At 37.3% G+C, this 15,231-nt stretch carries 12 protein-coding genes; 8 read left to right on the top strand and 4 right to left on the bottom strand.

Annotated features, from left to right (window positions below; translation table 11 throughout):
- Positions 1-58 precede the first annotated feature (58 nt).
- On the bottom strand, positions 59-958 hold the full coding sequence (locus NK356_RS16860; RefSeq protein ID WP_253317526.1) for a DUF4349 domain-containing protein: 900 nt from the start codon (positions 956-958) through the stop codon (positions 59-61).
- A 178-nt stretch (positions 959-1,136) separates the two neighbouring features.
- Here NK356_RS16860 and NK356_RS16855 point away from each other — a divergent pair, with 178 nt between their 5' ends.
- Complete coding sequence (locus tag NK356_RS16855; RefSeq protein ID WP_253317525.1) at positions 1,137-2,204, top strand: DUF2891 domain-containing protein; 1,068 nt, start codon at positions 1,137-1,139, stop codon at positions 2,202-2,204.
- Here the strand turns inward: NK356_RS16855 and NK356_RS16850 are convergent.
- Positions 2,201-2,674, bottom strand: coding sequence for a DUF962 domain-containing protein (locus NK356_RS16850; RefSeq protein ID WP_253317524.1), 474 nt, complete (start codon positions 2,672-2,674; stop codon positions 2,201-2,203). The genes NK356_RS16855 and NK356_RS16850 overlap by 4 nt on opposite strands.
- Before the next feature lie 74 nt (positions 2,675-2,748).
- On the opposite strand from NK356_RS16850, the gene NK356_RS16845 reads away from it, so the two are divergent.
- The 7 genes from NK356_RS16845 (at position 2,749) to NK356_RS16815 (ending at position 12,221) form a co-directional block, all read left to right on the top strand.
- Entirely contained in the window at positions 2,749-3,594 is an 846-nt protein-coding gene (locus NK356_RS16845; RefSeq protein ID WP_034695922.1) for an AraC family transcriptional regulator, read from the top strand.
- 89 nt (positions 3,595-3,683) lie between these two features.
- The gene (locus NK356_RS16840) at positions 3,684-4,994 is read left to right on the top strand and encodes a TolC family protein (protein WP_034695921.1); all 1,311 of its coding nucleotides are present in this window, start codon (positions 3,684-3,686) and stop codon (positions 4,992-4,994) included.
- A gap of 22 nt (positions 4,995-5,016) precedes the next feature.
- Positions 5,017-6,132 carry an HlyD family secretion protein gene (locus NK356_RS16835; protein ID WP_253317523.1) on the top strand — a complete coding sequence of 372 codons (1,116 nt, stop codon included), beginning with the start codon at positions 5,017-5,019 and terminating at the stop codon, positions 6,130-6,132.
- A 109-nt stretch (positions 6,133-6,241) separates the two neighbouring features.
- On the top strand, positions 6,242-7,834 hold the full coding sequence (locus NK356_RS16830; protein ID WP_253317522.1) for an MFS transporter: 1,593 nt from the start codon (positions 6,242-6,244) through the stop codon (positions 7,832-7,834).
- Positions 7,835-8,195: 361 nt separating this feature from the next.
- Positions 8,196-10,406, top strand: coding sequence for a TonB-dependent receptor (locus tag NK356_RS16825; RefSeq protein ID WP_253317521.1), 2,211 nt, complete (start codon positions 8,196-8,198; stop codon positions 10,404-10,406).
- Between the two features lie 104 nt (positions 10,407-10,510).
- The gene (locus NK356_RS16820) at positions 10,511-11,323 is read left to right on the top strand and encodes a siderophore-interacting protein (RefSeq protein WP_253317520.1); all 813 of its coding nucleotides are present in this window, start codon (positions 10,511-10,513) and stop codon (positions 11,321-11,323) included.
- Positions 11,324-11,516: 193 nt separating this feature from the next.
- Complete coding sequence (locus NK356_RS16815) at positions 11,517-12,221, top strand: bifunctional 2-polyprenyl-6-hydroxyphenol methylase/3-demethylubiquinol 3-O-methyltransferase UbiG (protein WP_034695913.1); 705 nt, start codon at positions 11,517-11,519, stop codon at positions 12,219-12,221.
- 203 nt (positions 12,222-12,424) lie between these two features.
- On the opposite strand, the gene NK356_RS16810 is transcribed toward NK356_RS16815, so the two are convergent.
- Positions 12,425-13,090, bottom strand: a complete 666-nt coding sequence (locus NK356_RS16810) for a hypothetical protein (protein ID WP_253317519.1) — start codon at positions 13,088-13,090, stop codon at positions 12,425-12,427.
- A gap of 64 nt (positions 13,091-13,154) precedes the next feature.
- Entirely contained in the window at positions 13,155-15,191 is a 2,037-nt protein-coding gene (gene metG / locus NK356_RS16805; RefSeq protein ID WP_253317518.1) for a methionine--tRNA ligase, read from the bottom strand.
- Positions 15,192-15,231: the final 40 nt, after the last annotated feature.

The raw sequence follows: 15,231 nt of genomic DNA, 5'->3' as shown, positions 1-15,231 counted from the left end.
AAATTGTTGATAATGCAGTAAAAATCCGGGCATCGCAGATGCCCGGATTTTTTATCATTTAATTTTTATTTTCCTTCCCTGGTTTCCATTTTCTCCAAAGGAAAATAATAACAGGAATAAGTAAAAAGAAAGGCCATAACGAAACCATTCCCAGCAGAAAACTTACAAAACTGTTCCAGCCTTCTGTCAGAGAATCTATAAAGCGGCTTCCAAAACCAATTTTTGAAGTGGTTGAGCTTCTTACTTTTTCTTTATATAAGTTTAAATTCAAAGTACTGTAATTCACACGGTCATCAATAAAACGAAGTCTGCCTTCAGCCACATCAATCTCATCTTCCAGTTCACGGATATTTTCCTGAATTTCCAGCATATCTTTCGTAGTAGCAGCCTTTTTAAGCATATCACGGTATTTTTCAAGATATATCTTTTTGTTGGCCAGCTTTATCGCTACATCAGTATATTCTTCAGTCACATCATTGGATGAAATATTTTTAGACAATACAGTTCCTACACCTTCTGAAAAGGAATTGATCAGTGCATCAAAATTTTTATGAGGCACACGGATGATCAGAGTAAGATTATCATCCATATCCGTATTTTGAAACTCTTCTTTCTGGATATAAGCATTGTTTTTCTTAATGATCTCATTGATCTGATTCTGCGTTTTTTTAATATCACCCACCTGAATCTTCATATCTCCTTTTTTGATGATTTTTTTGGAGATCGTATCTGTTTTCTTTGGAGTGTAAACATCTTTGTTTATCCCATTCTCATCAGAGACTAGCTTTTCGGAAACAGAAAGTGATGGGGGTGGAGGTATAGGTTCAGCTGCAGAAGAGGGCGCTTTCTCTTCGGTTAAAACTTCCATCAGGTCGGCTTTCACTTCTTGTTTTTCACCACCAGATTTACTGCAATTGATCAGAATAAGACCAGATAATAGGAAAATAATTTTTTTCATAGGTTAGTTAGTTTTTGATGGATATGATCAAAAAGTATGCTCAAAAATGATTATTGGTAAGATTGATTAAAATTTAAAATACGGGAATGTTTAAAATTGAATCAAAAAATAGAAGAAATAGCTTTAAAACCAATGTGAAAAATTGTGGAGACTGGTAAATTATTTCTATTTTTAATTCATGAAAAAAAGTCTTTTAGCATTTGTGTTTTCTCCATTTCTGATGTATGCCCAGGAAGTTCCGAAACTTACAGACGAGATGGCGATGAAATTGTCCGATAAACCTCTTCACTGTATCAATCAGGAATATCCTAATAAAACGGCTCATATCATTAATAATGCCGGTGAAGTTCCTTTGACACCCAAAGATCTTCATCCTAGTTTTTATGGATGTTTCGACTGGCATAGCTCTGTTCACGGACATTGGATGCTGACAAGACTTTTAAAAACAAAACCTAATCTCTCCAATGCCAAAGAGATTGAAAAAATTCTGGATGAATCATTTCAAAAAGAAAAACTTCAGACAGAAGCAGATTACTTTACAAAATATCAGCTGACAGGAACTTTTGAAAGAACCTATGGCTGGGCGTGGATCTTAAAATTGGATGAAGAACTCACGACCTGGGATCATCCAAAAGCTAAAATATGGCATCAAAACCTGAAGCCGCTTACGGATCAGATCCTGAAATCATGGAAGACTTATCTTCCCAAACAGACTTATCCAAACAGAACCGGAGTTCACCCTAATACAGCATTTGCAATGGCGTTTGCTATAGATTGGGCAAGAGCCAATAAAGATAAAGAGTTTGAAAATCAGTTGATGGAAAAGGCAAAATACTTTTTCTTAAAAGATCAGAAAACACCTGCTTATCTGGAGCCGGACGGTTCGGATTTCTTTTCGCCAAGTCTGGAAATTGCAGATCTTATGCGCAGAGTTCTTCCTCAAAAAGAATTTGTACAATGGCTGAATGCTTTTTATGAAAAAAGAAGTCTGGAAAATGTTGAGAAAATTCCTGTAGTAAGTGATCTGAGTGATTATCAGACGGTTCACCTTGTAGGATTATCCTTTTCTAAAGCATGGTGTATGAAAGGGATTTCCAACGCACTTCCTGCTAATCATCCGTTGAAAAAAGACTTCAGAAAAACAGCAGATGTGTTTCTGAATAATGGATTACCACTGCTTTTCCAGGGAAATTATGGTGGAGATCACTGGCTGGCCAGTTTTGCTGTTTATGCCTTGGAAGATTAGTATCTGATTCCTGTTTTTTTCAGAATAAAGCCTAAAAGCCATATGGGTCCTATCAGAAGAAACTGAAGATCTTTGAGAAAAGTGGGCTTTTTTCCTTCAATTTTATGACCAATAAACTGGAAAATCCATGTGATGATGAACACAGAAAGGTAAACCATCCATGATTGCTTTCCGACACTGATATTGGTCAAATAGATAAAATGTTCCATGATAAGCATTATTAGGATCATCACAACTGAGATCAAAAAAGACAGTCTTACATAGAATAAAGTGATCAGAGTAATCACTATAAGGCTTATGATACTGACACATCCGAAATAGGAAGCACAGAAATGTGGGGAAGGAATCAGGGAAGTAAAACCAAGAATTGTCCAGAAAATTAAAGGCACACAAATCCAGTGAATGAACTTGTTGGTCGCATTTCTATGGCTTTTACTATACTCGGCAAATAATAGATCAACCTTTCTCATAATGAAGGGAAATTGGATTCTTGCTAAAATAATAAAATTTTGTAATCACTGATAAGATTGCTTACATTTGTCTTATGTCTGCCCTGGAAAAATTTGGCGTTGATATTTTTACGGAAAGAAATATTTTCGAGAGAATTGCTGTCGGTAAACCTTTCCGTCCTGAAAATCCTGCTTTTATATTTATTAAATCAGGGACTATAAAACTCCGTCAGCATTTCAGCGATCTGGAAGTTTCTGCCAATATGTTTATGGTAACTGATCCACAAACCATTTATGAAGTGGTGGGAGTAACGGATGACTTTCAGTCGAGGATGGTTTCTTACAAAAGAGAATTTATTTCTGCCTTATCATTGAAATTTAACCGTCTGATTACGTATCGCTATTTCAGACAGCAGATGAACAAAGGAGTTCCTTTTCCTGAAGACGAAATGGAAGTAGTCTGGAAAAGTGTCAATTTCCTGAAATATATCCTTGATTCTGATACTGAAATGCTCTATAAGAAAGAAATGGTGGAACATCTTTTCTCTGTTTTCTGTTATCAGATGGCAGGAATTATTTCCAAGGAAGATAACAGTTCTTTGAATCAGATGTCCAGACAGGAAGAAATTGTATTTGTATTTCTTACCGATCTTGCAGAGCATCATCTTACCGAAAGAACAGTTGAGTTCTATGCCGAACGACAATCAATTACAACCAGACATCTTTCTTCAGTGGTAAAGACCATTACGGGTAAGTCTGCAAGCCACATCATTGCTTTAATTGTTATTAATGAGGCAAAAGTACTCTTAAACTCTTCCAATAAACCGGTTTCAGAGGTTTCTTCTATTCTTGGATTTAGCGATCAATACTCGTTTTCTCACTTTTTTAAGAAACATCTGGAGGTAAGCCCTACACAGTACAGGCATCAGTTTGAAAGTTAAAATCTTACATTTGAACATCTTTTTCCAAAAATCAAACATTTGATTGATTTTGTTGTTGACCTAACTTTGCATCTGTAAAACAAGGTAAAATGACAAAGAAAATAAAAACAGCACTATCTGTATTGATAGCAGCTTTTCCTGCGCTGTTTTTTTCACAACAGATCAAGCAGATGACCGCAAGTGAGGTGGCGGAACTCGCTGTTCAGAATCACCAGCAGCTCAAGGTTTCTGCACAGAACATTGGTATTGCAAAACAAAATACGAATGTCGTTAAGCTTCAGAAACTTCCTACGATCACAGCTTCTACAAGTCAGTTCTATTTAGGAGATGCAGTAGCTATTGACAAAGACTTTTCGAATTCTACAAACGTTCCGATGCCGCATTATGGAAGTTCATATGCTGTACAGGCAACACAATTGATCTTCAAAGGAGGATTGGTGAATAAATCTATTGAAATGGCAGGGCTTCGTGAACAGCTTTCGGAACTGGATTTAGAGAAAAATAAGCAGGATGTGAAATTTTTAGTGATTTCCAATTATCTGGATGTCTATAAAATCATCAATCAGGAAGAGGTATTTCAGAATAATAAAAAACTGGCTCAGGAACGTCTGAAAAACATCCAGAAATTCTATCAACAGGGAATGGTAACCCGAAACGAAGTGATACGTGGAGAATTGGCCATCAAAAACCTGGATCAGGGAATTCTTACCCTTACCAACAATAAGAAAATCCTTAATTATAATCTGAACATTGCTTTAGGTTTATCTTCTGACACGGAGATTGTTCCTACAGAAAGTCTGGAGAATAAAGAATCCGGAATAGGTATGGAATATTATACAGATCTTGCTCATGAAAGCAATCCGTTACTGAAATCGGCTCAAAAAAATATTGCAGTTGCAGATAAAAATATAGAGATTATCAAAACCGATAATGCGCCTACATTGGCAGGATTTGGTGGGTATACGCTGCAAAGACCGATTACAACAAGAAATCCTGTTTTGGATATGTATTCAGGAGGATGGCAGACAGGAGTTTCTTTGAGTTATAATATCGATACTCTTTTTAAAACAAAGGAAAAAGTAAAATTAGGTGAGCTGCAGAAGAATCAGGCGAATGATGCCAAAACTCTGGTACAGCAGAATGTAGATATGGGAGTGAACGCAGCCTATACAAAATATCAGGAAGCGATTCAGCAGGCTGATATTCTGAATGATTCCAAAAGACTGGCTGAAGAAAACTACAAGATTACAGAAGCGAAATATCTGAACCAATTGGCTGTGCAGGCAGAAATGATTGATGCGCAGAATCAGAAGCTACAGTCAGAGCTGGATTATGCAAATGCTGAGATCAATGTTTTGTATCAGTATTACAACCTTTTGAAATCTACGGGAACACTTTAATTTTTAAAACTGAAAATCAACAATGGAAAACAAGGGACAAACTACTCAAAATACAACACCAACTCCGGCAACATCTGCTGTAGAAAATAAAAAAAAGAAAAATAAAACGAATAAAATCAGAGCAATCATTTCCAACATCATCGTTTTTCTGGTGATTGGATTCGGACTATTCTGGTTAATCCGTGAATATTTCCATATCGGAAGTAAAACCTATACAGAAGCGGCACAGGTAGAGGAATTTATTAATCCTATCAATACAAGAGTTTCTGCTTATATCAAGGAAATTAAATTCATTGAACATCAACGTGTAAAAAAAGGAGATACTTTAGTAATCCTTGACGAACGTGAAATTCTTACTCAATTGGGACAGGCAGAAGCAGCTTATCAGAATGCAATGGCTCAGAAAACAGCAACAAGTTCTTCCGTGAATACGGTTTCCAACAATATCAATGTCATGCAGTCTAATATTGCAGGAGCGAAAGCGAGATTATGGAATGCTGAGCAGAATTTAAATAGATACAAAAACCTTTTGGCAGCTGAAGCCGTTACCAGACAACAATATGATCAGGTAAAAACAGAATATGATGCCCAAAAGGCCGCTTATGAAACGCTGGTGAATCAAAAACAATCCGCCAACCTTTCTACTACAGAAGTGAAAAGCAGACTGGGAATCAATGATGCTGAAATTAAAAGAACAAAATCGGCTCTGGATATGGCAAGGATCAATCTTTCGTATACTGTTATTACAGCACCTTATGATGGAGTAATGGGGAGAAGAACAATTTCTGAAGGTCAGTTGATCCAACCGGGACAACAGGTGGCAACGATCGTTCTGAATGGTCAGAAATGGGTAACCGCCAACTTCCTCGAAAGCCAGATGCCAAACATTAAAGTAGGTGAGAAAATTTTCATGACAGCTGATGCTTTAGGCGGTAAAAAATTCGAAGGAGTAGTCACAGCAGTTTCTGCGGCTACCGGTTCAAGATATTCAAATGTGCCAACAGATAACTCTACCGGAAACTTCATTAAAGTACAGCAGAGAATTCCTGTAAGAATAGAGTTTACAGCTTCCAACAAAAAAGAAGACCTGGATAAACTGAGTGCCGGAATGAATATGAATGTAAATATTGGGCAATAATTTAAAGCTTTAATCATTGAAAGATTAAAAGATTGGAAAATACAGAAGTTAAGCTGAAAACTTTCAGTTACTAACTTCTGGTTTCTAACCTCTAACTTCTAACTTCATCATGTACAACAAAGGATTATATAATGACTGGGTACCAAAACCCATACAGCTGCTGCTGATTGTATTACTGCTTGCTGTAGTAATGCCCATCGGTGGGGTGTATACAGGAAATATCAGTTCTCTGGTAAGCGGTACCGGAGCCATGACAGAATATTTTATGTGGGCTAACTACGCAACTACCATTGGGATGGGAGCCTGTATGCCTGTTGTTATCAGAATCAAAATGAGATTCAAAGTAAGAGATAAACTGGTTTTATTGCTGGTCCTTTTAGGATTACTCAGCTATGTGAACGGAACTACTTTACAGCCGATGGTTTTCATATTTACTTCTCTGTTGATTGGTTTTATGAAGATGATGGTTACCATAGAGTTGTTCCTCCCACTGATGGTGATGATTGGAAACCGCGGGATGTTTTACGGAGCTTTTTATACCTTCGTTCTTGTCATGAACCAGGTAGCTACCTATTATGCCGCTGAGTTTGCTCTTCTTTACAATTGGCAGCAATTTTACCTTTTTACAGCTGTGTTATGCTTTATTTTAGCTTTGATCCACTGGATTTTTATGCATAATAAATATTTTGCGTTAAAAGTTCCTCTGCATTATATTGACTGGTTGAGTATTTTGCTTTTCATCTCCACTTTTATGTTTTCTGCATATGTGTATTCATTTGGAAGACAACAGGACTGGTTCAACTCTAAAAATATCATGAATGCGAGCATTGCTGCTTTTGTAAGTTTTGCACTGCTTTCTATCCGTCAGCTCACTTTAAAACGACCGTACCTTTCATTCAAAATCTTCAAAAAAAATAATGTACAGAATGGATTGTTTATGCTTTTCTGGCTGGGAATGTTTTTAGGAACAGCTTCTATTCAGAATACTTTTGCAGTGGGAGTATTGGGATATGACCAATTGACCAATACCAGGCTAAGTTTATTGATGATTCCCGGAATTATTTTAGCAGGAATCATAGCCATCTTCTGGTTCAAAAAAGAAAAACCTTTGAAAATGTATATTTTTTCCGGTTTTGCTGCTATGATTGGATATGCTATTATCATGTACTTTTCTATGGTTTTGGAATTCAGTTATGACAACTGGTATCTGCCTATGTTTTTAAAAGGCTATGGAATGTGTTCACTGTTTATCTCTGTATGGTTTTATACACTGGATAAACTTGAAATGGATGAAATGCTGGCAGCCATCGGACTTGTATTGGTTTGGAGAACCTTCCTGGCTGTAGGAATTTTTTCAACACTGTACTCGTGGTTTCAATACCGTTTTCAGGTTACAGCAATAGGTGACCTTGCCGTTTATATGGATGGAATGACCATTACTCCTCAAAATGTTGCGGCTAATATGAAAGCGATTCAGCTTAATGCCATTATCATCGCCACCAAAAAGATATTCGGATATATTATTTTAGTTGGATTTGCGGTATTGATTTATGTTGCGACCCATCATTTTGGAGCAAAACGATTCCAGTATTTCAGATTTATAAGAGTTTTGGGAGGTAAATCCGTTATCGCGAGAAGAAGACTTCGCGAAAGAAGAAAATTATTAGAAGAAATAAAAGATGCAGCAGGTCCTGCAGTATAAAAAATACCTTGTTTTTCACTAGTAAAATCCTGGTCCTTCGTTGGGCTGGGATTTTACGTTTTTAATAAGATGTTAAACTTTAAACCTGTTTAAGCTTTTTGAACCATTAAGATTGTATGAAGGTGTTGAGATTATTAAGGTGGGCTTCGCTTTAAGGTTAAAATCAGAATGATTCATCTTAACTCTACTTTATTTCTTAAATCCCTCTTAATGGTTTTTAATATATCCAGAATTAAAACAATCTCTCTGTAAAAAACATGTTTGTCATCATAAAATAAGGAAAAATCTCATATTTTGTTATTTTTATTCTTTCTAAATAACAATTATCTTTGTGAGATTATAAAACTTTGAAGTAGAAAGAATGAAAAAGCAGTATGCATTCATAGGTCTTTTGGTTTCGGGAGTGATGATTTCCCAGACCGCTAAAGATACTATTGCCTCTAAAGGTATTGAAGATGTGGTGATCGTAGCCTCCAGAAAACCTACAAAAATCTCTGAAGTTCCGGGAACGGTTTGGGTAGTACAGAAAGAAAAGATCCAGGAGCAGGCCAAAAGTGGAGTTCCGATCAAAGAAATGTTATCGATTCTGATACCTTCTATGGATATTGGTCCTCAGGGAAGAACCAATTACGGACAGAATATGAGAGGGCGTTCAGCGCTTGTGATGATTGATGGAGTCACTTTGAACAGTATCCGTGCCATAAGCCGTCAGCTGGATGCGATAGACCCTTTTAATATCGAAAGAATCGAAGTGCTTTCAGGTGCAAGCTCAATTTATGGAGGGAATGCTACTGGTGGGATTATCAATATTATTACTAAAACACCTACCAAAAAAGGAATCAGCGGTGAAACTGAATTGGGTGTACGTACAGGATTTATGGGAAAAGATGACCATGATTTCCGTGCTGCTCAGTCTATTGCTGCTAAAGGAGAAAAGTTCTTCGGAAGACTAGGTGTTGCTTACCAACAGAATGGTGGAGTGTATGGGGCAGATCAGAAACAGCTTTTTACAGATATAACCCAGACGGACCTTCAGTATAACCAGTCTATTGATGTCTTGGCTACAGGAGGATATCAGTTTAACAATAAACATAAAATAACAGCCTCTGTTCAGTATTACAACTCTAAATTTAATGGAGACAGAAGCTTATTTTTAGGTGAAAATTTAAGTGCATTTACTACAAAAAATGCTTCATTATTGGAAATGAGAGATGGTTTCTCATCCGATAAAAATGTAGGAACAGAACGTTATATGGCCACCGTAGCGTATAACGGAAATGGAATTTTAGGCGGACAGGATTTGTATGTACAATTGGCTACCCGTGGTGAAAAATTAGGATTCTATCCATTCCCGGGAAATGTTACTTTGCAGACGGGGAAAATACCTTATATGTCTTCTTCACAGCAGGATACTTATTACTCAGGGATTAAAGCTTTGCTGTCAAAATCATGGCGAGGGCTGAATGTGACTTACGGAGCAGATTTCGATTTTGAAAAATTTGAAGGAACTCAATCTGTTTATGATATCGCAAAAACCATGTCTAGCGGAGGTTTAATCAACGAAACAAAATACAGCCTTGGCAGATATCCTACGAATCACTCACAGAGTTATGCAGGATATGTTCAGGCAAAATATAATATTCTTCCAAAACTGCAATTGAATGCAGGAATCCGTTATCAGCATATCAACGTAAAAATGGATGATTTTGTAGGTTCAGAGCAGCAGACACAGATTGCTATGGGCTATGGAAATTCAGCATCCGCAATTCCCGGAGGCGAAAGTTCTTATAATGTGACTTTAGCTAATGCAGGTTTATTATACAAATTCAATGAGCAGCATCAGGTTTGGGGAACTTTTTCCCAGGGAGCAAGCTTAGCTGATCCTGCTAAATTTTATGGAATCGGACAGTACAAATTGGTAGGAACAAACTGGGATGTAATATCCAGTATCAATGTAAAAGAACAGCCGCTTCAAGCTATCAAAACCAATCAGTTTGAGGTAGGTTACCGTGTCAACAGAGGTGGTTTAAGAGCCCAGATTGCAGGATTTTTAAGTAATTCAGACAAAACCGTTGCTGTAGATAAGAAGACTTTCCAGATTCTTGTGAATGATTTGAAACTAAGAAACATGGGAATTGAAGCTGAGGTTTCTTATTCCTTAAACAACGGAGTTTATTTCGGGGCAAGCGGACTTTTGATCAAATCTGAGGTAGATAATAAGGGAGAATGGCAGAAACAGGAGATTTATAATGCTTCTCCTTCCAAATTGGTAACCTATATCGGCTATAACATTCAGAACTGGTCATTCAGATTCCAGTCTTTGCAGAATTTCAAACAGAAAGACGAGCTTAATAATGTAGTGGAAGGGTATAATACTTCAGATTTGATGATAGGATACAGATTCCATTTTGGAAAATTCAATTTAGGAATCCAGAATCTATTCAATACAGATTATCAGACAATATGGAGCAAGCGTTCCCAGGTACTGTATTCTACTTACGGACTTCCGGAATTGTTTAATTATAAAGGAAGAGGAAGAACATTCAATCTTTCTTACACTTTTGAATTTTAAAAATAAGATGAAGGTAAAAATGCCTTGATCTGAAAACATATTGTATTTCAAATCCGGTTTCTGAATCAATCGGAAACCGGATTTTAACTTTAAAAAAATCAGTTATGGCTAAAATTTCAACAGGGCAGATTGTTGCCGAAGTCACCAGAAAAGAATACATTACTGACCATTTTATCAGAGTGTATTTGTACTCACCGGAAGTTCATCTGTTCAAAAATACGATGGTGGGAGATAATAATAAGATCGCAGTTCCTCCGGCTGGACTGAACGAGATTCATTTCCCTGCGCTGGACGAAAATCATCAATGGGTGTATCCGCCAAAAGAAGTGGCTCCATCCATCAGAACCTATACCCACAGAGGAATTGATCTGGAAAAAAATGAACTGATCATCGATTTTGTAGATCACGGAGACGGTGGACCAGCCTCAAGATGGGTAAGAGAAGCTGAAGCAGGCTCAAAACTGGGTGTCATGATGCGTTTGGAAGGGAAAGAATTGTATCCGGCAGCGGATTGGTATTTGCTGGTAGGAGATGCTACAGCTATTCCGGTCATCAGTGCTATTTTAGAAACACTTCCTGAAACGGCAAATGGGATATGTATTATCGAAGTTCATGGAAAAGAAGATGAACAACTGCTTGAAACCAAAGCTCAGATTGATTTTAAATGGTTACACAATGCAGAGCCTCAGATCAGCAGTGAAATTTCAAATGCTGTAAAAAGTATTGAGATTCCAGAATCAACAAAGTTTGGTTATGTAGCCTGTGAATTCTCAAGCGTGAAAGAAATCCGTACTTATCTGAGAAAAGAGAAAAACTGGACTTCCCAGGAACTATATGCTTATTCTTACTGGAAAGCAGGTGTAGCAGAAAATGAATCTCAGGCGGACAGACATAAAGAGAAGGATTCGATGGAGTAGGTGGCAGGAGTTTGAGAGTTTGAGAGTTTAAAGTTCAAGGTTTAAAGTTTAAAGTTTAAAGTTTAAGGTACGCCGTATCTTGTAACTGGGAACCCGTACTCTGCATCTCGAAACCCGTACCTCGCAAACCCGCATCTCGCAACATTCAACTAAAAACTTTGAACATTGAACATTGAACTACTATCTTTGCACTATGAAAGATTTAATGGGCAGAGCGATCTGGGATTATTACCACAATGACAATCCTGAAGATCTGCAGACTGAAACGTCAATTTCTGAGCTGGATGAACTTCCGGTGGATTATTTATTCAGAGATTTTGAAGAAATGAATGATATTGAGCAGAAAGCACTGCAGTTATCCAACGGAAAAGTTCTGGATATCGGAGCGGGAGCAGGTTCTCATTCTTTATACCTTCAAAATGAAAGAAATCTTGAGGTGACGGCTTTGGATATTTCACCAAAATCAATTGAGGTCTGCAAGCTCAGAGGCATTAAAAAAGCAGTTTGTGAAAATATGCTTGATTTCTCTGAAGAAACTTTTGATACCATTTTATTATTGATGAACGGTACCGGAGTTTTTGAAAGCCTTGCGAAAATTGATACTTATCTTCAGAAATTGCATACTTTACTGAACGATGGCGGACAGGTTTTAATTGACAGTACGGATATTCTTTATATGTTCGACCGTGATAAAGACGGTGGAGTGTATATTCCGGCTGGTGGATATTACGGAGAACTGGAATACGTAGTTCATTATAAAGGAGAATCCGAGGAACCGATTACCTGGCTGTATCTTGACTTTAATACGTTGAAAAATGCTGCCACAAATAATGGCTTCAAAATAGAAAGAGTTTTGAAAGATGAAGATTCTTATCTGGCAAAACTAACTAAGAAATAATTGACAACAAGTCATTGCGAGCTGAAAGCGAAGCAATCTCACGAACTAATATATGGTCATTCTGTAAACCGGAATGACTTTTTTTGTACTTTCTAGCCCCGATAGTAACGGTTACCCCACAGCAAAGAAGAGGCCCTTCGACTACGCTCAGGGTGACAGCTGGGTGCGAGGAGTAAAAGTGGATAGCGGGAATCAGCTCCTTGCTATTGTCTGAATAGATGAATCGCTCTTGCAAACGGATAATTAGAAAACCATTCCTGAAAATAAAAATACATCACAACAGCTGTTCCCAAACATAAAATTACCGGGAAAATATATGATGCTGCACGGTAAGGAAGTTTTTTGGGAGTCGCTAAAACGCTGATAAGAATTAGACTGAGAGCTCCGATTCCAATCACCCCAATTTCGGGACTGTATCTGGAAGATGTACCAAAATCAAAATGGGAAAGCAGGACGTATTTTTGAAATATAAAAAAAAGCACACCAAATGCCAGTGTCAGAAAGGCAGGAAAGTATTTTCTGAGTTTGATTAAATTAAGAGAAAGTAAAATAGCTCCGGGAATCGTGCTGAACAAAATACTGCTGACAAAAATAGTCATTCGCGAATAAAGTTTAATGGCCTCCGGATCTTCTGTAATATGATCTTTCCAAACTTCCACTTCTTCTGCACGTTTTGCTTCTTCAGCTTCTTGTTTACGCTGAATCAATTGCTGAACAGTTGTTTTTTCCTGCTCATTGAAAACACGCCCTCTTTCTTCCAGAATTTCAAAAGCTGCCTGAACTGCCTCCGGAACAAAACGGTTGCCTTCTTTTAAATATCCTTCTAATTCCTGATTGGAAAGCTTTCTTAAAACATTTCTATTAACCATAAACTGTATATAAAAGAAAGGCTGCTTCTCATGAAACAGCCTGTTATCTTTATAAAGATTTTAATTATCCGATCTCAATACCGTTTTCAACATTGCTGTCATCCGGAGTTACGAAAGATAATTTTCCGTCTGGTTTTGTTGTTAATAATAACATTCCCTGAGACTCAATTCCTCTGATCTTTCTTGGCGCAAGATTCAGAAGGATCATCACCTGCTTCCCGATTAATTCTTCAGGAGTGAAACTTTCAGCAATACCGGAAACAACAGTTCTTACATCTACTCCTGTATCTACAGTAAGCTTTAATAATTTGTCTGCTTTTTCTACTTTTTCAGCTTCTAAAATGGTAGCTGTTCTAAGGTCTATTTTAGTAAAGTCATCAAATGTGATCTCTTCTTTCATAGGGTTTGCGTTAGGGTTTGTTTTTTTATTGTTTTGTTTTGTGTTTTCCAGCTTTTGGATTTGAGCTTCAATGACATCATCTTCAATTTTTGAGAAAAGAAGAGATGATTCGTTAATTTTATGCCCTGTTTCAATTAGCACTGATTGGTTTTCAATAGAACTCCAGTCTTTCTTCTCAACATTGAACATGTTCAATAATTTGTCAGAACTGAAAGGCATGAAAGGTTCGCATAACTGAGCTAAAGCAACAGCTATCTGTGCTCCAACGAATAAAGATTGAGCCGCTTTTTCCGGGTTGTCCTTGATGGTTTTCCAAGGTTCTTCTGTCTGAAGATACTGGTTTCCAAAACGGGCAAGGTTCATTAATGCAGTTAATGAATTTCTGAACTCATAATTTTCAAGGAATCCTGAGATTTCTTTTGCCGATTTACTTATTTCCTGTAGTTCAGGGCTGTTTACATCACCTTGTGGAACAACACCGTCATAATATTTGTGAATAAGAACAGCAACTCTGTTAATGAAGTTTCCGAAGATCCCTACCAATTCAGAATTATTCTTAGTCTGGAAATCTTTCCATGTAAAGTTATTATCCTTTGTTTCCGGAGCAGATGAAAGAAGAGCATATCTTAAAACATCCTGCTGTCCAGGGAAATCTTCCACATATTCATGAGCCCATACTGCCCAGTTTCTTGATGTTGAGATCTTATCGTTCTCAAGATTCAGGAATTCAAAAGCAGGAACATTAGCCGGCATAATATAATCTCCATGAGCTTTCATCATCGAAGGGAAAATAATACAGTGGAAAACAATATTATCCTTTCCGATAAAATGTACCAGATCGCTTTCTGGACTTTGCCAGTAGTCTTTCCAGTCTTTTCCGTTTTTCTCCGCCCATTCTTTGGTGAAAGAAATATAACCGATAGGAGCATCAAACCATACGTATAATACTTTTCCTTCTGCATTCGGAAGAGGAACCGGAACTCCCCAGTTAAGGTCTCTGGTCATTGCACGAGGCTTAAGGCCATCATTCAACCATGATTTAACCTGTCCGTATACGTTAGGCTTCCAGTCATCTTTATGACCTTCAATGATCCATTCATTTAAAAAGTCTTCGTATTCGTTTAATGGAAGGTACCAGTTTTTGGTTTCTTTAAGGATAGGAACATTTCCACTAAGCATTGATTTCGGATTGATCAGCTCAGAAGGAGAAAGGGTAGAACCACATTTCTCACACTGATCTCCGTAAGCGTTTTCGTTACCACAATTAGGACATGTTCCTACAATATAACGGTCAGCAAGGAATTCTCCCGCCTGCTCATCAAAATACTGCTCAGAAACTTCTTCAGTGAATTTTCCTTTCTCGTATAAAACCTTGAAGAAATCCTGACTGGTTTCATAATGATTTTTAGACGTTGTTCTGGAATATTCATCAAATGAAATTCCAAGGTCAGAAAAAGATTTTTTAATGATTTCGTGATATTTGTCCACGATATCCTGAGGAGTTACTCCTTCTTTTTTAGCTCTTATGGTAATAGGAATCCCGTGCTCATCCGAACCACAGATAAACGCTACATCTTTTCCTAATCTTCTCTGAAATCTTGCGTAAACATCCGCAGGAATATAAACACCTGCCAAATGTCCTATATGAACCGGCCCGTTTGCATAAGGCAAAGCTGCCGTAATCATCTTTCTGTTTGACATTTATAGTAAAGTTTTAACTGCAAAGATAAGGAATATCTGT

It is taken from the genome of Chryseobacterium sp. S0630, assembly GCF_024158915.1.
GTDB lineage: Bacteria > Bacteroidota > Bacteroidia > Flavobacteriales > Weeksellaceae > Chryseobacterium.
This window is presented reverse-complemented; position numbering and strand designations above follow the sequence as displayed.